This is a genomic window from Olsenella sp. An188 (assembly GCF_002160255.1).
GTDB lineage: Bacteria > Actinomycetota > Coriobacteriia > Coriobacteriales > Atopobiaceae > Thermophilibacter > Thermophilibacter avistercoris.
The window spans coordinates 1-21,420 of the sequence record NZ_NFKF01000007.1; the positions used below are offsets into that span (position 1 = coordinate 1).

17 protein-coding genes and 3 rRNA genes are annotated in these 21,420 nt (G+C 66.7%); all 20 read right to left on the reverse strand.

The window, feature by feature from the left end; translation table 11 throughout:
- Positions 1–1,587: 1,587 nt before the first annotated feature.
- A 5S ribosomal RNA gene (rrf, locus tag B5F23_RS07845) occupies positions 1,588–1,703 on the reverse strand.
- A gap of 99 nt (positions 1,704–1,802) precedes the next feature.
- Positions 1,803–4,737 (reverse strand): 23S ribosomal RNA (locus B5F23_RS07850).
- A gap of 197 nt (positions 4,738–4,934) precedes the next feature.
- A 16S ribosomal RNA gene (locus B5F23_RS07855) occupies positions 4,935–6,451 on the reverse strand.
- Together the 16S, 23S and 5S rRNA genes form the textbook arrangement of a ribosomal RNA operon.
- A 296-nt stretch (positions 6,452–6,747) precedes the next feature.
- Positions 6,748–8,151 carry a phosphoglucomutase gene (locus B5F23_RS07860; protein ID WP_087353449.1) on the reverse strand — a complete coding sequence of 468 codons (1,404 nt, stop codon included), beginning with the start codon at positions 8,149–8,151 and terminating at the stop codon, positions 6,748–6,750.
- Positions 8,144–9,049 (reverse strand): UTP--glucose-1-phosphate uridylyltransferase, encoded by a 906-nt coding sequence (locus tag B5F23_RS07865; protein ID WP_087353452.1) that lies wholly within the window; start codon positions 9,047–9,049, stop codon positions 8,144–8,146. Before B5F23_RS07865 ends, B5F23_RS07860 begins: the two co-directional genes overlap by 8 nt.
- A 183-nt stretch (positions 9,050–9,232) precedes the next feature.
- Entirely contained in the window at positions 9,233–9,658 is a 426-nt protein-coding gene (locus tag B5F23_RS07870; protein ID WP_087353454.1) for a metal-dependent transcriptional regulator, read from the reverse strand.
- A 35-nt stretch (positions 9,659–9,693) separates the two neighbouring features.
- Positions 9,694–10,974, reverse strand: coding sequence for a UDP-N-acetylglucosamine 1-carboxyvinyltransferase (gene murA / locus B5F23_RS07875; RefSeq protein ID WP_087353456.1), 1,281 nt, complete (start codon positions 10,972–10,974; stop codon positions 9,694–9,696).
- A gap of 12 nt (positions 10,975–10,986) precedes the next feature.
- The gene (atpC, locus tag B5F23_RS07880) at positions 10,987–11,421 is read right to left on the reverse strand and encodes an ATP synthase F1 subunit epsilon (protein ID WP_087353458.1); all 435 of its coding nucleotides are present in this window, start codon (positions 11,419–11,421) and stop codon (positions 10,987–10,989) included.
- Between the two features lie 8 nt (positions 11,422–11,429).
- Positions 11,430–12,908, reverse strand: a complete 1,479-nt coding sequence (gene atpD / locus B5F23_RS07885) for a F0F1 ATP synthase subunit beta (RefSeq protein WP_087353460.1) — start codon at positions 12,906–12,908, stop codon at positions 11,430–11,432.
- Entirely contained in the window at positions 12,908–13,822 is a 915-nt protein-coding gene (gene atpG, locus B5F23_RS07890) for an ATP synthase F1 subunit gamma (RefSeq protein WP_087353462.1), read from the reverse strand. Before atpG ends, atpD begins: the two co-directional genes overlap by 1 nt.
- 6 nt (positions 13,823–13,828) lie before the next feature.
- Positions 13,829–15,484 carry a F0F1 ATP synthase subunit alpha gene (atpA, locus tag B5F23_RS07895; RefSeq protein WP_087353464.1) on the reverse strand — a complete coding sequence of 552 codons (1,656 nt, stop codon included), beginning with the start codon at positions 15,482–15,484 and terminating at the stop codon, positions 13,829–13,831.
- Positions 15,481–15,954 (reverse strand): F0F1 ATP synthase subunit delta, encoded by a 474-nt coding sequence (locus B5F23_RS07900; protein WP_087353466.1) that lies wholly within the window; start codon positions 15,952–15,954, stop codon positions 15,481–15,483. The genes atpA and B5F23_RS07900 overlap by 4 nt, the downstream gene beginning before the upstream one ends.
- Positions 15,944–16,555: a F0F1 ATP synthase subunit B gene (gene atpF, locus B5F23_RS07905; protein WP_087353468.1), complete on the reverse strand. Its 612-nt coding sequence runs from the start codon at positions 16,553–16,555 to the stop codon at positions 15,944–15,946. Before atpF ends, B5F23_RS07900 begins: the two co-directional genes overlap by 11 nt.
- A gap of 30 nt (positions 16,556–16,585) precedes the next feature.
- Entirely contained in the window at positions 16,586–16,789 is a 204-nt protein-coding gene (gene atpE, locus B5F23_RS07910) for an ATP synthase F0 subunit C (protein WP_075278954.1), read from the reverse strand.
- Positions 16,790–16,901: 112 nt separating this feature from the next.
- A complete protein-coding gene (gene atpB / locus B5F23_RS07915; RefSeq protein ID WP_206392337.1) occupies positions 16,902–17,711 on the reverse strand; it encodes a F0F1 ATP synthase subunit A in 810 nt (269 codons plus the stop codon).
- A 13-nt stretch (positions 17,712–17,724) separates the two neighbouring features.
- On the reverse strand, positions 17,725–18,027 hold the full coding sequence (locus B5F23_RS07920) for a hypothetical protein (RefSeq protein ID WP_087353470.1): 303 nt from the start codon (positions 18,025–18,027) through the stop codon (positions 17,725–17,727).
- A 179-nt stretch (positions 18,028–18,206) separates the two neighbouring features.
- Positions 18,207–18,854 carry a uracil phosphoribosyltransferase gene (gene upp, locus B5F23_RS07925; protein ID WP_087353473.1) on the reverse strand — a complete coding sequence of 216 codons (648 nt, stop codon included), beginning with the start codon at positions 18,852–18,854 and terminating at the stop codon, positions 18,207–18,209.
- Between the two features lie 50 nt (positions 18,855–18,904).
- The gene (glyA, locus tag B5F23_RS07930) at positions 18,905–20,158 is read right to left on the reverse strand and encodes a serine hydroxymethyltransferase (RefSeq protein ID WP_087353474.1); all 1,254 of its coding nucleotides are present in this window, start codon (positions 20,156–20,158) and stop codon (positions 18,905–18,907) included.
- 66 nt (positions 20,159–20,224) lie between these two features.
- Positions 20,225–20,698: an RpiB/LacA/LacB family sugar-phosphate isomerase gene (locus B5F23_RS07935; RefSeq protein ID WP_087353476.1), complete on the reverse strand. Its 474-nt coding sequence runs from the start codon at positions 20,696–20,698 to the stop codon at positions 20,225–20,227.
- Positions 20,699–20,775: 77 nt separating this feature from the next.
- Positions 20,776–21,420: an L-threonylcarbamoyladenylate synthase gene (locus B5F23_RS09815; protein ID WP_164484259.1), complete on the reverse strand. Its 645-nt coding sequence runs from the start codon at positions 21,418–21,420 to the stop codon at positions 20,776–20,778.

Consider the following 21,420-nt stretch of genomic DNA (forward strand, 5'->3'; position numbering starts at 1 on the left):
TCGCAGTATCCGGTTCTCAAGGTGCTCCCGCGCAGGTCGCGGGACTCGCCTGCGTCGCTGCGCGGGGATTAACTATACGCACCCGAGGGGCCGGCGGGGGCGGGAATCCGCATGTTCACGCTTCCTCCACAACTGGGTCGGGGCGGGGGGGCCGACGGGGCCGCGCCGGGGACGGAAGCTGTCGGGCAACATCTGCCTTTGGACTCCATGAGGCGAGCCTAGTCCGCAGCGCCTCTCATGGGACGCATATGCCACGACCGCTCCCAGGCAACCCAAAACTAAAGTGCAGGCTAACCGCGACGCTCCTGTCGCAATCGTCAGTCTCAATTACCCTAACGACACATAGGGTGCGAAGCGGCGTCGGACACCACTCATCGGGACCGGCTTCGAGGCGCTGTTTTCCGCGATCAAAACGTTAGCCCACCCGAAAGACCAATGCCGTTGATCGGCGCACACGAATACAGGGCCGGACCGCATCTGAACCTCGCGAAGCGACTGGACAATGCGCCCTCGAAGGCGGGGCCTGCCTGCAAGGCAAGAGATTCGGGTGCCTCGACGCCCAATCACCTCGCCGCAACTGAATCCGAGCAAAACGCAAGACGCTGTCAAGACATACGTAATGCGCTACTTTCTCGGAAACACTTTGATAGGGAATAGCGGGACGAAATACGCTCCGATGCACAACCTCGTTTCAGCGACCGCGTGAGCTCATCGCATGATGAACGATTCGCCCAAAGGCGCACAGGACCCTAGCGTGAACAAAGACAAACAACAAGCCAGCGGTGAAGCCGGGACCTCCAGCTCGCCCCCTAGCATCCCACGGGGCCCCGAGGCAACTAAGCGCAAGGCACATCAAGCAAGACGCATCAAAGTTGATGAAGCCGAACGCAGTAGAGCTTCGCATGCGTTAACGGTAAGCCAACGTCAGGCGCAGTGCATTGCAGGTCGCCCCCCAGCATCTTCGAAACGGCTCGCACAACCCGAAGCGAATACCGTATCGCATTCAGAAAACAGTGCGCCAAGTCACGGGACCGTGACAGACAGCACGCCGGGCGCTCCGCTCACACGCCGCACCCCTAAGACCCAGGGGGCAAACTGGGGACACACGCCTAACTTGTCGCTCGACCCAACGCACCGCCCAGCCCTGACAGCCGGTCGAACCAGCGGCACCCCACCTCAGGCGCCCCTCAAAGCGACGGGCGATGGTCTCGAGCGCGGGAAGGCAGCCGGCATCAAGTACCCCTCTCCCGCTTCAAACCTCTTCAAATCGTACGTCGCATGCGCCCTTCGGGCATGCTTTGGCGAGAACGCGCGGAGCGGCTGTAGGAACGCCCTACGCGAGGCAAGGGTCGGCCTCCCGGGCGATTTACGCCCGCCTCCCCCTCTAAAGAAGCGATCCGGGGCATAGCCAACCCAAGACCTTTCCACCGCATGGCATGAGAAATAATCACCCGCTAATAAGGCGGGAAGAATGCTGGACAAAGGGAGCATGGCGCAAAGCCGACGGCCCCTCGCCCCGTACGCCGGAGGCCCCCTCCCCGGCCGCTGCCGGGGAGGGGGCCTCCGCGCGCGAAAATGCCCCTTGTTGGTCAGCGACGTCCTGCTCTCCCACGGACTGACTCCGCAGTACCATCGGCGCTCGGGGGCTTAACTTCCGGGTTCGGAATGGGACCGGGTGTGCCTCCCCTGCCATGGTCGCTGACCAACAAGGGGCATTCTGCTGAAGGGGGCGCGTCGCCGTGCCCTCAGGGCCGCACAGCGTGACGTCGATCCCCCCGATCGCTCGGGCAAGTGATGCCGATGAAGAGAAGAGCTCGGCCGATTAGTACCGCTCGACTCAACGCCTCGCAGCGCTTACATCTGCGGCCTATCGAACTCGTAGTCTACGAGTGGCCTTACCGAAGGGAGAACTCATCTCGGGACTGGCTTCCCGCTTAGATGCTTTCAGCGGTTATCCGAACCGGACTCAGCTACCGGGCAGTGCCGTTGGTCGACAACCCGTACACCGGAGGTCCGTCCACCCCGGTCCTCTCGTACTAGGGGCAGCCTCCCTCAGTTCTCCTACGCCCACGGAGGATAGGGACCGAACTGTCTCACGACGTTCTGAACCCAGCTCGCGTACCGCTTTAAATGGCGAACAGCCATACCCTTGGGACCTGCTCCAGCCCCAGGATGCGATGAGCCGACATCGAGGTGCCAAACCTTCCCGTCGATGTGGACTCTTGGGGAAGATCAGCCTGTTATCCCCGGAGTACCTTTTATCCGTTGAGCGACGGCCATACCACGCTGAGCCGCCGGATCACTAGAACCTGGTTTCCCATCTGCTCGACTTGTTTGTCTCGCAGTCAAGCCTGCTTATGCTCTTGCACTCAAAGGGACGGTTGCCGACCGTCCTGAGCAGACCTTACGTGCGCCTCCGTTACGTTTTAGGAGGCGACCGCCCCAGTCAAACTACCCACCTGACACGGTCCCCGCGCCGGATAACGGTCGCGGGTTAGGATGCCAGAACGTCGAGGGTGGTATTCCAAGGGCGACTCCCCAGAGACTGGCGTCCCTGGTTCAGCGTCTCCCACCTATCCTCTACACGACGAACCGGCAGCCAATGTCAAGCTGCAGTAAAGGTTCACGGGGTCTTTCCGTCCTTCCGCGGGTAAGTCGCATCTTCACGACTAGTGCAATTTCACCGGGTCCATGGTTGAGACAGCGCCCAAATCGTTACGCCTTTCGTGCAGGTCGGAACTTACCCGACAAGGAATTTCGCTACCTTAGGACCGTTATAGTTACGGCCGCCGTTTACCGGGGCTTGGATTCGCCGCTTCGCGCAAGCTGACGGCTCCTCGTGACCTTCCGGCACCGGGCAGGCGTCAGACCCTATACGTCGTCTTACGACTTCAGCAGAGTCCTGTGTTTTTGATAAACAGTCGCTTGGGCCTATTTACTGTGACCGCCCTGGGCTCGGGGAGCAAGTCCCTCCACCCGAGGCGGCACCCCTTCTCCCGAAGTTACGGGGCAATTTTGCCGAGTTCCTTAACCATGGTTCTCCCGATCGCCTTGGTATGCTCTACCCACCCACCTGTGTCGGTTTGCGGTACGGGCCCCTGCGGGCTCCCTAGGGGGTTTTCTCGGGAGCATGGGCTCACTGGCTTCGCTCAGTCGCTTCGTCCGGCACCTCAGCCGTCGCGGGGGGCGCGTTTCACAACCCCCCAGCCTACGTGCCATCGCGGGGACGTCCAGAACCCCGTCCAGCTACCCTTCTCCGTCGCCCCATCGGTGATAGCGCCCGTTCGGGGGTGCAGGAATGTCCACCTGCTGTGCATCGGCTACGCCTTCCGGCCTCGCCTTAGCTCCCGACTGACCCTGGGAGGATTAGCCTTGCCCAGGAAACCTTGGGTTTACGGCGGCGGCGTTTTTCACGCCGCTCTCGTTACTCATGCCAGCATTCTCACTTCCGGCCGGTCCACGCCGGGTCGTCCCGGCGCTTCGCCCCAGACGGAAAGCTCCCCTACCGCCAGGCGAACCTGGCCCGCCGCTTCGGTACCATGCTTAGCCCCGTATATTGTCGGCGCATGTCCACTCGACCAGTGAGCTATTACGCACTCTTTAAATGAATGGCTGCTTCTAAGCCAACATCCTGGTTGTCTGAGCAAACGCACATCCTTTGCCACTTAGCATGGATTTCGGGACCTTAGCGGGCGGTCTGGGCTGTTTCCCTTTCGAACACACAGCTTAGCCCACATGTTCTGACTCCCGGACTCTGGACCGGCGGTATTCGGAGTTTGATTGGAGTTGGTAGGCGGTGAGGCCCCCGCGTCCATTCAGTGCTCTACCCCCGCAGGTAAACGTCCGAGGCTAGCCCTAAAGCTATTTCGGGGAGAACGAGATATCTCCGGGTTTGATAGGCCTTTCACTCCTATCCACAGGTCATCCCCCCAGTTTTCAACCTAGGTGGGTTCGGCCCTCCACGGGGTCTTACCCCCGCTTCAGCCTGCCCATGGATAGCTCACCCGGCTTCGCGTCTACGGCGCGCGACTGCTCGCCCGTTTCGGACTCGCTTTCGCTGCGGCTCGCTTGCTGGCTTAACCTCGCCACGCGCCGTAACTCGCTGGCTCATTCTACAAAAGGCACGCCGTCACAGCCCGAAGGCTGCTCCGACTGCTTGTAGGCAGACGGTTTCAGGTACTATTTCACTCCCCTCCCGGGGTGCTTTTCACCTTTCCCTCACGGTACTGGTCCACTATCGGTCACAGGAGAGTATTTAGGATTGGAGGGTGGACCCCCCAGCTTCCCACCGGGTTTCACGTGTCCGGCGGTACTCAGGAACCACACGGCAGTCCTCGCGGATTCGCGTACGGGGCTCTAACCCTGTCCCGCCGGCCTTCCCATGCCGTTCCGCTTCCGCGCGGTTTTGTAACTGCGCAGTGTGTGGCCCTACAACCCCGGCGGCGCTTGCGCGGCCGCCGGTTTGTCCTAGGTCCCCGTTCGCTCGCCACTACTAGGGGAATCTCGTTTGATTTCTCTTCCTCGGGGTACTTAGATGTTTCAGTTCCCCCGGTTGCCTCCACCCAGCCTATGTGTTCAGCTGGGGGTGACGGGAAATGACTCCCGCCGGGTTTTCCCATTCGGAGATCCGCGGGTCGAGCGGGCAAGTGCCCCTAACCGCGGCTTATCGCAGCTTGTCGCGTCCTTCGTCGGCTTCCTGTGCCAAGGCATCCACCGTCTGCCCTTACCATCTTCTCTTCGATGGCTCGAACATACTTGTCTATAGATGCGATCTTTGAAGAAGAATCTTCGTCACGCTATGCAGCTCTCAAGGTACGGCGGGGGAGCCCCCCGGGGACCGGACACTGCGCGCCCGAGGGCGCGACGAAGAGCTCAGCGGGACTGACGGGCCGTCCGATTGGTCTGTCTTCTCTAGAAGAGGTGATTCTCCCTAGAAAGGAGGTGATCCAGCCGCACCTTCCGGTACGGCTACCTTGTTACGACTTCACCCCCCTTACCAACCACACCTTCGGCGCCTCCCTCCCCAGGGGGGGTTGGGCCGACGACTTCGGGTGCAGTCGACTCGGGTGGTGTGACGGGCGGTGTGTACAAGGCCCGGGAACATATTCACCGCGGCGTGCTGATCCGCGATTACTAGCAACTCCGACTTCATGGAGGCGGGTTGCAGCCTCCAATCCGAACTGGGGCCGGCTTTGGGGATTCGCTCCCGCTCGCGCGGTGGCAGCCCATTGTGCCGGCCATTGTAGCACGTGTGCAGCCCAGGACATAAGGGGCATGATGACTTGACGTCATCCCCACCTTCCTCCGGCTTGACGCCGGCGGTCTCGCATGGGTGCCCGGCCGAACCGCTGGCAACATGCGACGAGGGTTGCGCTCGTTGCGGGACTTAACCCAACATCTCACGACACGAGCTGACGACAGCCATGCACCACCTGTCTAGGCTCCTCTCGGCCACGGCGTTTCCGCCGCTTCACCTAGATGTCAAGCCCTGGTAAGGTTCTTCGCGTTGCTTCGAATTAAGCCACATGCTCCGCTGCTTGTGCGGGCCCCCGTCAATTCCTTTGAGTTTTAGCCTTGCGGCCGTACTCCCCAGGCGGGACACTTAATGCGTTAGCTGCGGCACGGAGGGACTCTCCCCCCACACCTAGTGTCCATCGTTTACGGCTAGGACTACCAGGGTATCTAATCCTGTTCGCTCCCCTAGCTTTCGCTCCTCAGCGTCAGTTGTGGCCCAGAAGGCCGCCTTCGCCACCGGTGTTCTTCCAAATATCTGCGCATTCCACCGCTACACTTGGAATTCCGCCTTCCCCTACCAAACTCAAGTCCGCCGGTATCGGGAGCGGGCGGGGGTTGAGCCCCCGGATTTGACTCCCGACCTAACGGACCGCCTACGAGCGCTTTACGCCCAATGAATCCGGATAACGCTCGCCCCCTACGTATTACCGCGGCTGCTGGCACGTAGTTAGCCGGGGCTTCTTCTGCAGGTACCGTCACCTCGCGGCCTCGTCCCTGCTGAAAGCGGTTTACGACCCGAAGGCCTTCGTCCCGCACGCGGCGTCGCTGCGTCAGGCTTTCGCCCATTGCGCAAGATTCCCCACTGCTGCCTCCCGTAGGAGTCTGGGCCGTGTCTCAGTCCCAATCTGGCTGGTCGGTCTCTCAACCCAGCTACCCATAATCGCCTTGGTGGGCCGTTGCCCCACCAACTAGCTAACAGGCCGCGGGCCCATCCCTCGCCGTCTGGGCTTTCCCGCGCCCCCCATGCGGGGGTCGCGGAGTATCCGGTATTACCCACGGTTTCCCGAGGCTGTCCCGGAGCGAGGGGCAGGTTGCCCACGTGTTACTCAGCCGTTCGCCACTTTATGCACACCCGGAGGTGCTTTAACCGTTCGACTTGCATGTGTTAGGCGCGCCGCCAGCGTTCATCCTGAGCCAGGATCGAACTCTCCGTTCAGATGAGAGACGGCGTGAGCCGTCTTCGCTTCGTGTGGTCGGTCCGTCCCGTCCATAGATCCCGCTGATCTCGGATTCAGTGAAATTGACGTTCTGACATGTGAGTCAGATTTCGATTTCGCTAAAGTCTGTCTTCGTCGATCTTTCGATCGCAGTATCCGGTTCTCAAGGTGCTCCCGCGCAGGTCGCGGGACTCGCCTGCGTCGCTGCGCGGGGATTAACTATACGCACCCGAGGGGCCGGCGGGGGCGGGAATCCTGCCCTCCACAGAGTCTTCACATTCGGTGCCCGATGAGGCTAGAAGCCGGATCGGACGAGGCCGCAGGCGGCGGAAAGCAGCTCGTCTCTGTCACGCGCCGTCGCCGCCTCCGCGTAGACCCTCACGACCGAGCTGGTTCGCGAGGGGCGCACGAGCACCCAGGAGTCGTCCTCAAACTGCACCTTGAGACCGTCAGCGTGCGAGACCTCGACCGGCTCGCGCCCCGCGAGGGCGCCGGGGTTGAGACCGGGCAGCACGTTTCTGAAGGCCTGGCTCGTCGCCGACTCGAGGCGAAGGTCACGCCTTGCGTAGGACATCGACCCAATCGCCCCCTCGAGCTCGCTGACCATGCTCGAGAGCGTCTTTCCCGAGCGGGCAAGCATCTCGACGGCAAGCAGGCACACCAGAAGTCCGTCGCGCTCGCGCAGGTGATCCGGAACGCAGACTCCGCCGTACTCCTCGACGCCCATGACCACGTCCGACTCGAGCGTCTCGCGGTAGATCCGCGAGAATCCGACGGGTACGCGCGTCACCTCGCAGCCGAGGCGCTCGGCCTCGCGGTCGATGCAGGCCGAGCAGGTGAGCGTCGTCACGACGCGCCCGCGGGACCCGTGCGCCATCACGAGGTCGCCCAGGACCATCGGCACGAGCACGCGCGCCGGCAGCAGGACGCCGCGCTCGTCCACGACGCCGGCGCGGTCGCCGTCCCCGTCGAGGAGCACACCCAGCTGCGCGCCGTGGGCGACCACGGCCTGCTCGCACGCGTCCGCCCAGGGGTCCCGCGGGTCGGGGTGGATGCCGCCGAAGTCCTCGCGCTGCTCGACATGTATCTCGACCGCGTCGCAGCCCGCCTCCGTGAGCAGACGCGCAAGGTGCCCCGAGGCAGCCCCGTACATGGCGTCGACCACGACCCTGGGGCGGGCGGAAGAGATCGCGCCTCGGTCGACGCGGGCGAGAAGTGCCTCGAGGTAGGGGCTCACCAGGTCGCTCTCCTCGAAGGCCCCGCGCCCGCTCGGCGGGGTGAGCGAGATCGCTCGCTCGAGGGCGTCGATGAAGTCGCGCGTCGCCGGACCGCCGTCGGCGCCACGCACGAGCAGCCCGCCGTACTCGCAGGACAGCTCGCTTGCCGTGATGACAACGGAGCCCACCGCCGCGGGGTCGTTAGCGCAGGCCCACGCGACCACGGGGGTCGGGCAGGGAGCGTCGGAGACCCTCACCACGAGGCCGTACGAGGCGATGACGCCGGCGGCGAGACGCGCGAGCTCGACGGAGTCGTGACGCGTGTCATACCCCACGTAGACCGTCGCCCCCGGGGCGTCATCCGCCCACAGGAGCCCGAGCGCGTCGGCGACGCGTGCCACCGAGTCGGCGTCGAAGCCGTCGTCGAAGCGCGCTCGCCAGCCGTCGTTGCCAAAGCGGATGATGTCGCCGCGCCTATCCAAGGAGCTCCGCGTCCTTCTCGCCGAGCGCCTCCCTGAACGCGCCGACCTGGGAGGGGTCCTCGAGGGCCATGCGGGCGTTGGTGGCCGCCCAGGCAGCCGGGGTCCCGGTGTCGCAGCCCTCGGCGGGGTCGACGACGAGCGCGTACATCTCCTCCTCGGCGAGCAGGCGCTCCATGGCGTCGGTCAGCTGGATCTCGTTGCCGGCGCCGGGACCCTGCGTGGCAAGGAGCTCCATGATGCGCGGCGAGAGCAGGTAGCGGCCCACGATGAACAGGTGCGACGGGGCGTACTCGGGGCGGGGCTTCTCGACGAGGCCCGTGACCTTCCAGACTGCGCCCTCCTGCTCGCCGGAGGCGTCGGTGCCCGGCAGGCACCCGACGCACTCGCCCGCGATGATGCCGTAGCGGCTCACCTGGTCGGCAGGCACCGGGGCCACCGCGATCACGGACGCGCCGTTGTGCTCGCGCGAGACCTCCGCCATGCGCACGCACATCTTGCGGTCGGGCACGAAGTAGTCGCCGAGAAGGACGAAGAAGGGCTCGCGGTCGATCTCGTCGGCGGCCTGCAGGACCGCGTGACCGAGGCCGCGCGCCTCGTCCTGGTAGACGAAGGAGACCGGCAGCGTGGAGGCCTCGTGCACACGGGCCGCCTCGGCGGTCTTGCCGCGCTTGCGCAGCATGGACTCGAAGGTGTGGTCGACCGAGAAGTACTGCTCGATCTGGGGCTTCTCGTGAGAGTTGACGATCACGACGCCGTCGACCCCCTCGGGCTCGAGCGCCTCCTCGACCACGTACTGGATGACGGGCTTGTCGAGGACCGGAAGGAGCTCCTTGGGGGTGCACTTGGTTGCGGGGAGGAAGCGCGTGCCGAGGCCGGCGGCGGGGATGATTGCCTTCATGATCGTTTCCCTTTCGGTAGGTTCGCTCTGGTTCGCCACGCATGCGCGGCGGCACTCAGAACATACCCCAACGGGCGGGCGTCGTTTCGCACGCGCCGACAAGCGGACGAAGAAGCGCGCCCTCCGTCATGGGGAGGGCGCGCCATCACAGGTCGTTCACATGTGGGGGAGGGGGCTGAAAAACTAGTCGGGGACGACGATTCCCTGGCGCTCCAGGTAGCCGATGAGCCGCTGCATGGTGTCCTCGGACAGGACGTGCTCCATGAGGCAGGCCTCGCCGTCCGCGACCTCGGGATCGACGCCGAGGTCGGACTCGAGGAAGGTCCGCAGCGCGCGGTGCGCGCGCCAGACGAGCGCGGCGTAGCTCCTCCCCTCCTCGGTGAGCGTCACGCGGCCGTAGCGGCTCTGCGAGACCATGCCCGACTCCTTGAGCGTGGAGAGTGCCTTGTTCACGCTCGCCTTGGAGACCCCGAGCTGCTCGGCAACGTCGACGGAGCGCACCGAGCCGTCGCCGTCAGCGCCCTCCAGGGAGATGCGGTAGATGGCCTCGAGGTAGTCCTCGCCGGCCCGGCTCAGGGCGTGGCTGTCCTGTGCGCACGCGTTGGTCATGGTCTTCTCCCCCTCTGCGGTGGTCGGCGACGCCGCTACAGGACGTCCTCCTCGTCGGGCAGCTCCGCGCGCCTGATGCGGGCGCCGAGCGCGGAGAGCTTCTCGACGAAGCCCTCGTAGCCGCGGTCGATGTGGTGGATGTCGGACACCGTGGTGATGCCGTCGGCCACGAGGCCCGCCATCACGAGCGCGGCGCCCCCGCGCAGGTCGGGCGACTTGACCTGCGTGCCCGAGAAGCCGTCGACGCCGTGCACGATGGCGTGGTGCCCCTCGATCACGATGTCGGCGCCCATGCGGGAGAGCTCGCTCGCGAACATGAAGCGGTTCTCGAAGACGTTCTCGGTGATGACGCAGCTCCCCTTGGCAAGCGCGAGCAGGCACATGGTCTGGGCCTGCATGTCGGTCGGAAAGCCGGGGAACGGCAGGGTCTGGATGTCAGTGGGTGCGAGCGGGCGGTCACGCCACACGGTGCAGCACCGCTCCCCGCGCTCGACCGAGGCCCCCATCTGCTCGTACTTCTTGAGGACGAGGCCGAGGTGCTTGGGGTCGAAGCCGCGGACCGTGACCGGGTCGCCGGCGAGCGCGCCGATGGCGAGGAAGGTCCCGGCCTCGATGCGGTCCCCCACCACCTTGTGCGTGACGGGGTGGAGCTCAGAGACGCCCTCGATCTCGATCACGGGCGAACCGGCGCCGGAGATCTTGGCGCCCATCTCGTTGAGCATGAGGGCGAGGTCGACGATCTCGGGCTCGCGCGCGGCGTTGTCGATCGTGGTGGTGCCCTTGGCGAAGACCGAGGCCATCATGAGGTTCTCGGTGGCGCCGACGCTCGCGAAGGAGAGCGTCACCGTGTCGCCGACCAGGCCGTTCGGGGCACTCGCGTGGATGTTGCCGTGGTCGACCCTGAACTCGACCCCGAGGGCCTCGAGGCCGAGGATGTGCATGTCGATCTTGCGGGCACCGATGTTGCAGCCGCCCGGCATGGCCACGACGGCGCGCCCGAAGCGCGAGAGCAGGGGGCCGAGAACCGCGGTGGAGGCGCGCATCTGCGCGACGAGGTGGTAGGGGGTCTCCCATGAGTCGACCGTCGAGGTGTCGATCTTGAGCTCGTGCTCGTTGACGACCTCGATGCGCGCCCCGATGTTCTTCAGGACCTTGCCCATGACGTGGACGTCAGCGATGTTGGGGACGTTGGTGAGCGTGGTGACCCCGGGCGCCATGATGGTCGCCGCCATGAGCTTGAGCGCCGAGTTCTTGGCTCCCTCGACGCGCACCTCGCCCGTGACGCGGTGTCCGCCCTCTACCTGAATGACGTCCATGAAACCTCCGTGCTAGCGGGGGGCCGAGGCGGCACTTCCCCTCACCTGCTTGAGCAGGAGGTTGCACCACCTTATCTTGCTCTCATAATATGCGCGCCGGTGGTCGCCCTCGTCAATCTCCTCGAGGTGCTCGATCGCCTCGTCGCGCGTCTCGCGGACGACGTCCTCGTCGATGTCGTCGACGAGGCGGGCGTGGTCGGCGAGGATGATGACCTCGTCGTTCTCGATCTCGGCGTAGCCGCCGGAGACGACGACGTCGTACTCCCCGCCCCCGTCGGCCGCCGTGCGCGTGATGCGGACGACGCCGTCGCCGAGCGCCACGATCTCCGCGGCGTGGCCGGGCCACACGCCCAGCTCGCCGGCGTAGGTGACAAGGACGAGGCTCGCCGCCGGCCCCCGGAAGAGCTGGCGGTCGGGCCGCACGAACTGGCAGGTGAGCTCAGCCATGACGCTCCCTACGCCTTGGCGCCGTCCGCCATCTCGGCGGCACGACGGCGCACGTCCTCGATGTTGCCAGCGAAGCGGAAGGCCTGCTCGGGGAGGTCGTCGCACTTGCCGTCGACGATCTCGGCGAAGGAGCGGACGGTGTCCGCGACGCTGACGTAGACGCCCGGGTTGCCCGTGAACTTCTCGGCAACGTGGAACTGCTGCGAGAGGAACTGCTGGATCTTGCGGGCGCGGGCGACGACCTGCTGCTGCTCCTCGGAGAGCTCGTCCATGCCGAGGATGGCGATGATGTCCTGGAGGTCGGAGTACTCCTGGAGGGTCTCCTGGACGGCCATGGCCACGCGGTAGTGCTCCTCGCCCACGACCGTGGGGTCGAGCGCGGAGCTCGAGCTGGCGAGCGGGTCCACGGCGGGGTAGATGCCGAGCTCGGTGATCGAGCGGGACAGGACCGTCGTCGCGTCGAGGTGCGTGAACGTGGTCGCCGGGGCGGGGTCGGTGAGGTCGTCCGCGGGGACGTAGACGGCCTGGACCGAGGTGATGGAGCCCTCCTTGGTGGAGGTGATGCGCTCCTGGAGCTCGCCCATCTCGGTGGCCAGCGTGGGCTGGTAGCCGACGGCGGACGGCATGCGGCCGAGAAGGGCCGAGACCTCGGAGCCCGCCTGGGAGAAGCGGAAGATGTTGTCGATGAACAGCAGCACGTCCTGGCCCTGGTCGCGGAAGTACTCGGCGGTGGTGAGGCCGGCGAGCGCGACGCGCATGCGGGCTCCGGGCGGCTCGTTCATCTGGCCGTAGACCAGGCAGGTCTTGTCGATGACGCCGGACTCGGTCATCTCGAGGTACAGGTCGGTGCCCTCGCGGGTACGCTCGCCGACGCCGGTGAAGACCGACGTGCCGCCGTGCTGCTGCGCGAGGTTGTTGATGAGCTCCTGGATGAGCACCGTCTTGCCGACGCCGGCGCCGCCGAAGAGTCCCGTCTTGCCGCCGCGGACGTAGGGCTCGAGAAGGTCGATGGCCTTGATGCCCGTCTCGAAGATCTCCGTGGTGGTGGTGAGCTCGTCGAAGGACGGCGCGGGGTGGTGGATCGGGTAGTAGAGGACGTCGTCGGGAACGGGGCACCCGTCGACGGGCTGGCCCATGACGTTCCAGACGCGACCGAGGGTGGAGGGCCCGACCGGCATCATCATGGGGCGGCCGGTGTCGTGCACGCGCAGGCCGCGCGTGAGGCCGTCGGTCGAGGACATGGCCACGGTGCGCACCACGCCGCCCGGGAGCTGGGACTCGACCTCGAGCACAGTGCTGACGTGACCGACGGGCGTCTCGCCCTCCACGGTGAGCGCGGTGTAGACGCTCGGGACCTGGTCGTCGAACTTGACGTCGACGACGGGGCCGACGATGCGCACGATCGTGCCGACGCCGACGCTCCTGTTGAGCTTGTGGTACGCAGCCTCCTCGAGGGCGCTGCGCTGCTCCTGGTTCTTCTCTGCCATTAGTAGTCCTCCAATGCGGACGCGCCGCCGATGATCTCGTTGAGCTCGGTGGTGATGGCCCCCTGGCGCTCGCGGTTGTAGGTGCGGGCGAGGGAGGCCAGGACCTCCTTGGCGTTTTCGGTCGCGGACTGCATGGCGCGACGACGCGCACCGTGCTCCGCCGCGGCCGAGTCGAGCAGCGCGTGGTAGATGACCGTCCTGAAGTAGGCGGGCATGAGGTAGCCGAGGACCTCCTCGGGCGACGGGTCGAAGGCGAAGTCCGTGTACTCGTGCGCCCCGACGGAGGAGAGTGCCTCGGGCGTGCGGGGCTTGTTGGGCATGATGAGCTGCTCCTTGCTGATGGGCAGGAGCTGCTCGGTCACCTGGACCTGCTCGATGCGGTTCTTGGCGTGCCAGTAGTGCAGCACCACGCGGTCGATGGCGCCGGTGGCGTAGCCCTCCATGACGTAGGAGGCTATGCGGTCGGCCTCGTCCATGTTGGGCTCGGACGAGATGCCGACGAACGACATGGCCGGCTTGACCTTGCGGTAGGTGAAGTACTCGGTGGGCTTGCGCCCGCAGGTGATGACCGACGAGGAGATCCCCTGCGCGCGCAGGCGCTCCATCTCGTGCTCGACCGCACGCTGCTGGACGATGTTGAAGCCGCCCGCCAGCCCGCGGTCGGACGCGATCAGGATGAACAGGACGTGACGCTCCTCGGCGTGGCGGGCCAGCAGGGGCTGCGAGGAGTCGAAGCCCGCTGCCGCCACGTTGGCGAGCATGCGCGTGATGGCGTCCTTGTAGGGCTCCGCCTGCTCCGCACGGTCGAGCGCCCTGCGGATGCGCGCCGTTGAGATCATCTCCATCGTGCGCGTGATCTGCATGGTGCTCTTGATGGAGCTCCTGCGCCGCTGTATCTCGCGAAGGTTCGCCATCTCGCGCTACTCCTGGCTGGCGAGCGTGGGCTGGGCGGAGTGCGCGTCCACGGTGGGCTCGGCCGCCGCCTCGACGTCGGCTCGCGTGCGGTTGGGGTGCTCCTTGAGGAAGAGCTCCTTGTAGTGGCCGATGTGGAGCCTCAGGCGACGCTGCTTCTCCTCGTCCAGCTTGCCCTCGGCGAGGGAGTTGCGCAGCGCGGGGTGACGCTCGGCGATGTGGCGCACGAGCCCGTCGCGGAACAGGTTCACGTTCGAGAGGTCGATGTCGTCGAGGAAGTCCTCCTTGGCCGCGAAGATCGCGATGATCTGGTCGCGGACGTCAAGGGCCGAGTAGCGCTGCTGCTTGAGCATCTCCATCATGTGGGCGCCGTGGTTGAGCTGGTACTGCGTCGTGGCGTCGAGGTCGGAGCCGAACTGCGAGAAGGCCTGCTTCTCGCGGAAGCTCGCGAGGTCGAGCCTGAGCGTGCCGGCAACCTGCTTCATGGCCTTGACCTGGGCGTCGCCGCCCACGCGCGAGACCGAGATGCCCACGTCGACGGCGGGGCGCTGTCCCTGGAAGAACAGGTTGGACTGCAGGTAGATCTGGCCGTCGGTGATCGAGATCACGTTCGTCGGGATGTAGGCGGAGACGTCGCCCTCCTGCGTCTCGATGATCGGCAGCGCCGTGAGCGACCCGCCGCCGTTGGCGTCGGAGAGCTTGCAGGCGCGCTCGAGCAGGCGCGAGTGCAGGTAGAAGATGTCGCCGGGGTAGGCCTCGCGTCCGGGCGGACGGTGCAGCGTCAGCGACATCTGGCGATAGGCCACGGCCTGCTTGGAGAGGTCGTCGTAGACCACGAGCACGTGGCCGCCGGGGTGGGTCTCGTCGGCGGGGTTGCCGTTGGCGTCGTTGTACATGAAGTACTCGCCGATGGCGGCGCCCGCCATCGGAGCGATGTACTGCATCGGCGCGGAGTCGGCGGCGGTGGCGGCCACGATGACCGTCTTGTCGAGGACGCCGTGGCGCGAGAGGGACTCGCGGATGGCCGCGACCGTCGAGGCCTTCTGGCCGATGGCCACGTAGATGCAGACCATGTCGGTCGAGCGCTGGTTGACGATGGCGTCGATGGCGATGGCCGTCTTGCCCGTCTTGCGGTCGCCAATGATGAGCTCGCGCTGGCCGCGACCGATGGGGACCATGGCGTCGATGGCGAGAAGACCCGTCTGCACGGGCTCGCACACCGGCTGGCGGTCCATGATGCCGGGGGCCTTGAACTCGATGGGGCGGCGGTGCGTGGCGTTGATGGGGCCGAGGCCGTCGATCGGCTGGCCGAGCGGGTTGACCACGCGCCCGAGCATGGCGTGACCGGTCGGGATGTCCATGACGCGACCGGTGGTGCGGCACTCGTCGCCCTCCTTGATGTCCTCGACGTTGCCGAAGAGGACGGCGCCGACCTCGTCGACGTCGAGGTTCTGCGCGAGGCCGTAGACGTCTCGGCCCGTGGCGGAGCTCGTGAACTTGAGGAGCTCGCCGGCCATGGCGGTCTTGAGCCCGCTGACGTGGGCGATGCCGTCGCCCACCTCGGTCACGACCGAGGCCTCCTGGCGGTCGACCGTCGCGTTGATGGCCGCGAGGTTCGCGCGGAGGGTCTCCATGATCTTCTCGGAGCTGATGACGTCCGTCACTTCTCCTCACCTCCGATGAACGAAGAGGAAAGCGTCTTTCTGATGTTGGCGAGCTGGGCGCGCACGGAGGCGTCGTAGCGCTTGCCGCGCACCTCGAGCATGATGCCGCCGATGATCTTGGGGTCAACGCGCTCGACGAGGTAGACGGGGGCGCCGAGGTCCTTCTCGGCCTTGGCGCGCACCTTGGCGCGCAGGTCGTCGTCCATGGGGACGGCGGTGGTCACCGTCACGGAGACGGTGGTGTCATGCGCGTCGAGAAGCTCCTTGTAGTGCTTGGCCACCTCGGCGACGAGGTCGAGGTCGTCCTCGCGCTGCATGGCGGCGAGGGTCTCCAGCACCTCGGGGGAGAACTTCCGGGCGTGCTGCCACTGGACGAGGTCGGCGTTGGCACGCCCCTCCGAGCGGGCGGCCTCCATGAGGGCCCGCGTGTACGCCTCAACCTTCTCGGCGTCTGCGCGCTTAGTTGCCATCTGAGCTGCCCACTTCCGCCAGGTACTTCTCGGCGAGGCGACGCTGGTCCTCCTCGCTCAGGCTGTCGCCGATGATCTTGGTGGCGATCTCGACGGAGAGGTCGACCACGGAGCTGGAGAGCTCGATCATGGCCTTGTGACGCTCGGACTCGAGCGCGCCGTGGGCCTTGGCGATGACGTCGGCCGCCTCGTGCTGTGCCTTGGCGAGGATGCGGGCGCGCTCCTCCTCTGCCTCCTTCTTGGCGCGGGCGACGATGGCCTCGGCCTCGTGGCGCGCCTCGACGATCTTCTCGTCGTACGCGCGGGCCTGGCTGGCCGCCTCGACCTTGGAGCGCTCCGCCTCGTCGAGGTCGGACTGGATCTTCTCCTGGCGCTTCTCCATCATCGAGAGGACCTGCGGCCAGACGAGCTTGGCCAGCACCGCCCAGATGATGAGGAAGGCGATAAGCGCGGGGATGAACTCGGCGGGCTTGGGGATCAGGATGTCCGCACCCACCGCAGACTCCTCGGCCAGCGCCACCGTAGGCAGCGAGCAGGCGAGAAGCGCCGAAGCGCCGACGACTCCCACCCCGGCCAGAAGCCTTCTCGAAGTGTTCTTCATGCTTGCCTCCAACTCGCTCGTGCGACAGCCCTACTTGACGATCAGGCTGACGACGAAGCCGATGAGGGCGAGGGCCTCGACGAAGGCCGAGCCCAGGATGAAGACCGTGAACAGACGGCCCTGGACCTCAGGCTGACGAGCCATGCCCTGCGCGACGCCACTGGCGGCAAGGCCAATGCCGATGCCAGCGCCAATGACACCGAGACCATAACCAACGACACCGAGAGCTCCCACTGTTCCTCCTTTGACATTCGCCCCGGGCTCCTTGTTTGCCGGCGGCGAGTTTCAAACCAACGTTTATGCACGGCGGGCAGACGCCCGCGAGTTGCCTGATAGCAGCGGCCGACTACTCCTCGTCGGACTCGGCGATCTGGATGTAGACGGCGGTGAGCAGCGCGAAGACGTACGCCTGGATGGCCGCGACCATGATCTCCACGACGTAGATGACCAGCAGGATGCCCACCCACAGAACCGAGGCCCCGGCCTGCGCGGCCGTGGCGAGCGAGAAGGCCTGGACCATCGGCTCGAAGAAGAGCGAGGCCAGGATTGCGAAGGTGCCCATGACCACGTGGCCGGCGAAGAGGTTGCAGAAGAGTCGCACGGCCAGCGTGATGAGGCGCAGGATGGTGGAGAAGACCTCGATCAGCCACACGAGGGCATTGAGCGGGAAGGCAACGCCGGCGGGAGCGAGGCTCTTGGCGTAGCCGAGGGCGCCGTGCTTCTTGATGCCGCAGGCGATGAAGTAGACAAACGAGCAGACGGCGAGGGCCGCCGTGGTGGAGATGGTGCCCGTGCCGGGCTTGCATCCCGGGATGATGCCCACGATGTTGTTGGCGAGCACCACTAGGAAAATCGAGGCGATGAAGGGGAAGTGACGCCTCCAGGACTCGCCGAGCAGGCCCTTGCACATGTCATCACGCACGAACTCGACGAGGTACTCCATGCCGTTGACGAAAAAGCCCTGCGGAACGAGGCTCTTTGCCTGCTTGCTCTTGAAGACGAAGAGTGCCACGAGCATCAGCGCCACGGCAACGGCGAACCAGAACATGTACTGAGTGAAGCCCACGCCGTCCAGGGTGCCGAAGATGGGCTGGGACGTGAAGCTCGAGACGAGCTCGTTGACCTCGCTGCCCAGGCTGTCCAGAGGATTGCCCACGCTTGTCCCCCTCTCAAGCCCGACGCCTGCCGTTGGCGGCGCGCCAGGCCCTTATCGCCTCAACCGCCCAGAAGAGCAGGAAGAGGGCAACCATAGAACACGCGAACGCGAGGAAGGGCCTCCCTGCGCCCGCGACCGCGTACGCCACGGCCAACGCCACCGTCATCATGAGAAACGACGCCATGACTCCGGCCATGCCCGCGGCGATGCTCACCTTTGCTCCCGCGCGAAGGGCCCCCTCGAACGGCACGGCCAGCGGTACGCATCCCGCGAGCCCCGCAAGCGCTCCGGCAAGCACCGCTGACGTGACATCCATGGGCGCTCCCCTTCGGGCGATTTGCAAAAGTACGGAGTAGTCTAGTCCAATTCGAAACGCGGTCAAGGGCCGCGCGCGAAGGCGCGCCCCCGTTTCTTCACAAACGCGAAGCGCCCGGCTGGCCCTCCGGGGGCCGCGCGCGACCCCCGGGGCCGCCGGGCGCGAAGGGGGCGTCTGGCCTACTTGGTGCCGTAGATGCGGTCGCCCGCGTCGCCGAGGCCGGGCAGGATGTAGGCGTGGTCGTTGAGCTGGCGGTCGAGCGCGCAGGTGTAGAGGCGCACGTCGGCGTCGAAGTCGAGCACGGTGCGCACGCCCTCGGGCGCGGAGACGAGCGTGAGCGCGCGGATGTCGCGCACGCCGGCCTCGCGCAGGAACTGGATGGCGGCGGTGAGCGAGCCGCCCGTGGCGAGCATCGGGTCCACGATCAGGCAGGTGCGGTTCTCGATGTCGTCGGGGAACTTGCAGTAGTACTGGTGCGGCTCGTGGGTCACGGGGTCGCGGTACATGCCGACGTGCCCCACGCGCGCGGAGGGCACGAGCTGGAGGATGCCGTCGACCATCCCGAGGCCGGCACGCAAGATCGGGATGATGGCGACCTTCTTGCCCGCGAGGCGCTTGCAGGTGGTCGTCTCGAGCGGGGTCTCGACCTCGACGTCCTCGAGCGGGAAGTCACGCATGGCCTCGTAGCCCTCGAAGATCGCGAGCTCGGTCACGAGCTCGCGGAACTGCTTGGTGCCCGTCGCCTTGTCACGCAGGATGTGGAGCTTGTGCTGGACGAGCGGGTGGTCGATGACGACGAAGCGGCTGGGGTCGAACTGGTTCTCCATGGTTGCTCCTTCTCAGGGCCTCGGCGCGCCGCGCGGGCGGCGCGCGCCTTCTACATCTCGGGGTAGAGCGGGTGCTCGGCGAGAAGCTCGCGGACCTCCATGCTCGCCCGGTCCATGAGCGCGGCGTCGCCCATTCCGGCCACGACCTCGCCGATGAGCTGCCCCACCCGCTCGCACTCCTGCTCGGAGAAGCCACGCGTGGTGACGGCGGCCGACCCCACGCGGATGCCGCTCGTGACGAACGGGGAGCGCTTCTCGCCGGGGATGGTGTTCTTGTTGACGGTGATGCCCACCTCGTCGAGCGCGCGCTCGGCGTCGCGCCCGGTGACGTCACCCGCGGGCGTGAGGTCGACGAGCAGCAGGTGGTTGTCGGTTCCGCCGGAGACCAGGCGCAGCCCGCGCGACTCCATGCCGCGCCCGAGCGCCCGCGCGTTGGCGAGAACCGCGTCCGCGTAGGCGGCGAAGTCGGGGCGCAGCGCCTCGCCGAAGGCCACGGCCTTGCCCGCGATGACGTGCTCGAGCGGGCCGCCCTGGCTGCCGGGGAAGACCGCGGAGTCGAGCCGGCGGGCGAGCTCGTCGTCGTTCGAGAGGATGAGGCCGCCGCGCGGCCCGCGCAGGGTCTTGTGCGTGGTCGAGGTCACCACGTCGGCGTGCGGGACCGGGCTGGGGTGGCGCCCGGTGGCCACGAGCCCGGCGATGTGGGCCATGTCGACCATGAGCGCCGCCCCCACGGAGCGCGCGATCCGGGCGAAGCGCTCGAAGTCGATGACGCGCGGGTAGGCCGAGGCCCCCGCGATCACGACGCGCGGGCGCTCTGCCTCGGCGAGCGCGGCCACGGCGTCGTAGTCTATGCGCTCGGTCTGCGGGTCCACGCCGTAGGAGACGACCTCGTAGAGCCTGCCGGAGAAGTTGGCGGGCGAGCCGTGCGTGAGGTGCCCGCCGTTGTCGAGCGCCATGCCCAAGATCTTGTCGCCGGGGTTCGCGAGCGCCGAGAGGGCGGCGTAGTTGGCCTGGGCTCCCGAGTGGGGCTGCACGTTGGCGTGCGCCGATCCGAACAGGCGGCAGGCTCGGTCGCGGGCGAGGTTCTCGACCTCGTCGACCGCCCAGCACCCGCCGTAGTAGCGCTTCCCGGGCAGGCCCTCGGCGTACTTGTTGGTGAGGGGCGAGCCCACCGCCTCCATCACGGCCGGGGAGACGAAGTTCTCCGAGGCGATGAGCTCGATCGAGGAGCGCTGGCGGCGCAGCTCGTCCTCCACGGCGGAGAAGACCTCGGGGTCGGACGCGCTCAGGTGCTCGTAGGTCATGGGAACCCCCTTCTTACGCGCGCGCCCGCACGAGGCGGGCGCTGCTGAGACGTTGCTCCAGGGACGCTACATCCCAAAGTCGGCGGGCACGCCGGCAAATCCCGGGTCGTCCTCGCGCATCATCTTGGCCACGCGGTCCGTGTGGCGACCGCCGGCGAACTCGGTGGTGAGGAACGTGTCGAGAATCGCCTGGTTGTCCATGAGGGAGACGAAGCGGCCGGAGAGGCCGATCACGTTGGCGTTGTTGTGCTCGCGGCACAGGCGCGCGAACTCCACGGTCTGGATCGGCACGGCGCGCACGCCGGGGACCTTGTCGGCCGTCATGGCGATGCCGAGGCCCGTGCCGCAAATGAGCACGCCGCGCTCCACCTCGCCGGAGGCGACGAGGCGCGCGACCTTGTCGCCGAAGTCGGGGTAGTCGCAGCGCGCGTCGGTGGCGGGGCCGCAGTCCACGACCTCGTGGCCCTGGGAGCTCAGGTACTCGGCAAGCGGGGCCTTCTGGAGGAATCCGGCGTGGTCTGAGGCGATGGCAATGCGCATGAGGTCTCCCCTCTCGTGTGCGGTCCTGACGCTAGCTCGCTCTAGGGTACCACGTGGCCCTTCTCGCCGTGAGGGGCTCACCGCGCGGCGAGAAGGACCTCGGACTCGGGGAGGGCCCCGGCGCGCAGGACGCGCGGGACGTCCCCCGTGGCGTCCACGATCGTGGATGCCACGCCCACGGGCGCGGGCCCGGAGTCGAGGACGAGGTCGACGGCCTCCACGATCCCCGGCTCGACGCCGTGGCCGGAGGTCGCCGCGGGGGCGCCGTGCGTGTTGGCGCTCGTCTGCGCGAGCGGGTGGCCGACGGCGCGCACGAGGGCGCGGCAGAGCGCGGACCCGGGCACGCGCAGGGCGATCGTTGGGCCGTCCGGGCCATCCTGCGCGTACTCGGGCGGCACGACGGCCGAGGCGCGCACCACAAGGGTCAGCGCGCCCGGCCAGTGGGCGGCGGCGAGGCGGTGGGCCCAGGCGGGAACGCCCTCGCCGAAGACGTCGAGGTCCTTCTCGTCCGCTATGAACCAGGGCAGCGTCTGGGAGCGGTCACGGCGCTTGATGGCAAAGATGCGCGCGTGGGCGGGGTTCTCCGGCGTTGCGGCGCAGGCGAGGCCGTAGACGGAGTCGGTGGGGAGCACGAGCACGCCCCCCGCGCGCGCAACCTCCGCGGCGCGCGCCACCACCCCGGACTCGGGGCTCATCTGATTGACGGAGACGACGGCTCCCAC

Bases quoted from the DNA above. Each gene is read 5' to 3' on its own strand.
- murA (WP_087353456.1), bottom strand. From the start codon at position 10,974: ATGGACGTCATTCAGGTAGAGGGCGGACACCGCGTCACGGGCGAGGTG.
- B5F23_RS07870 (WP_087353454.1), bottom strand. From the start codon at position 9,658: ATGACCAACGCGTGCGCACAGGACAGCCACGCCCTGAGCCGGGCCGGC.
- B5F23_RS07865 (WP_087353452.1), bottom strand. From the start codon at position 9,049: ATGAAGGCAATCATCCCCGCCGCCGGCCTCGGCACGCGCTTCCTCCCC.
- upp (WP_087353473.1), bottom strand. From the start codon at position 18,854: ATGGAGAACCAGTTCGACCCCAGCCGCTTCGTCGTCATCGACCACCCG.
- atpC (WP_087353458.1), bottom strand. From the start codon at position 11,421: ATGGCTGAGCTCACCTGCCAGTTCGTGCGGCCCGACCGCCAGCTCTTC.
- B5F23_RS07935 (WP_087353476.1), bottom strand. From the start codon at position 20,698: ATGCGCATTGCCATCGCCTCAGACCACGCCGGATTCCTCCAGAAGGCC.
- B5F23_RS07900 (WP_087353466.1), bottom strand. From the start codon at position 15,954: ATGGCAACTAAGCGCGCAGACGCCGAGAAGGTTGAGGCGTACACGCGG.
- atpG (WP_087353462.1), bottom strand. From the start codon at position 13,822: ATGGCGAACCTTCGCGAGATACAGCGGCGCAGGAGCTCCATCAAGAGC.
- B5F23_RS07920 (WP_087353470.1), bottom strand. From the start codon at position 18,027: ATGGATGTCACGTCAGCGGTGCTTGCCGGAGCGCTTGCGGGGCTCGCG.
- atpD (WP_087353460.1), bottom strand. From the start codon at position 12,908: ATGGCAGAGAAGAACCAGGAGCAGCGCAGCGCCCTCGAGGAGGCTGCG.
- glyA (WP_087353474.1), bottom strand. From the start codon at position 20,158: ATGACCTACGAGCACCTGAGCGCGTCCGACCCCGAGGTCTTCTCCGCC.
- atpF (WP_087353468.1), bottom strand. From the start codon at position 16,555: ATGAAGAACACTTCGAGAAGGCTTCTGGCCGGGGTGGGAGTCGTCGGC.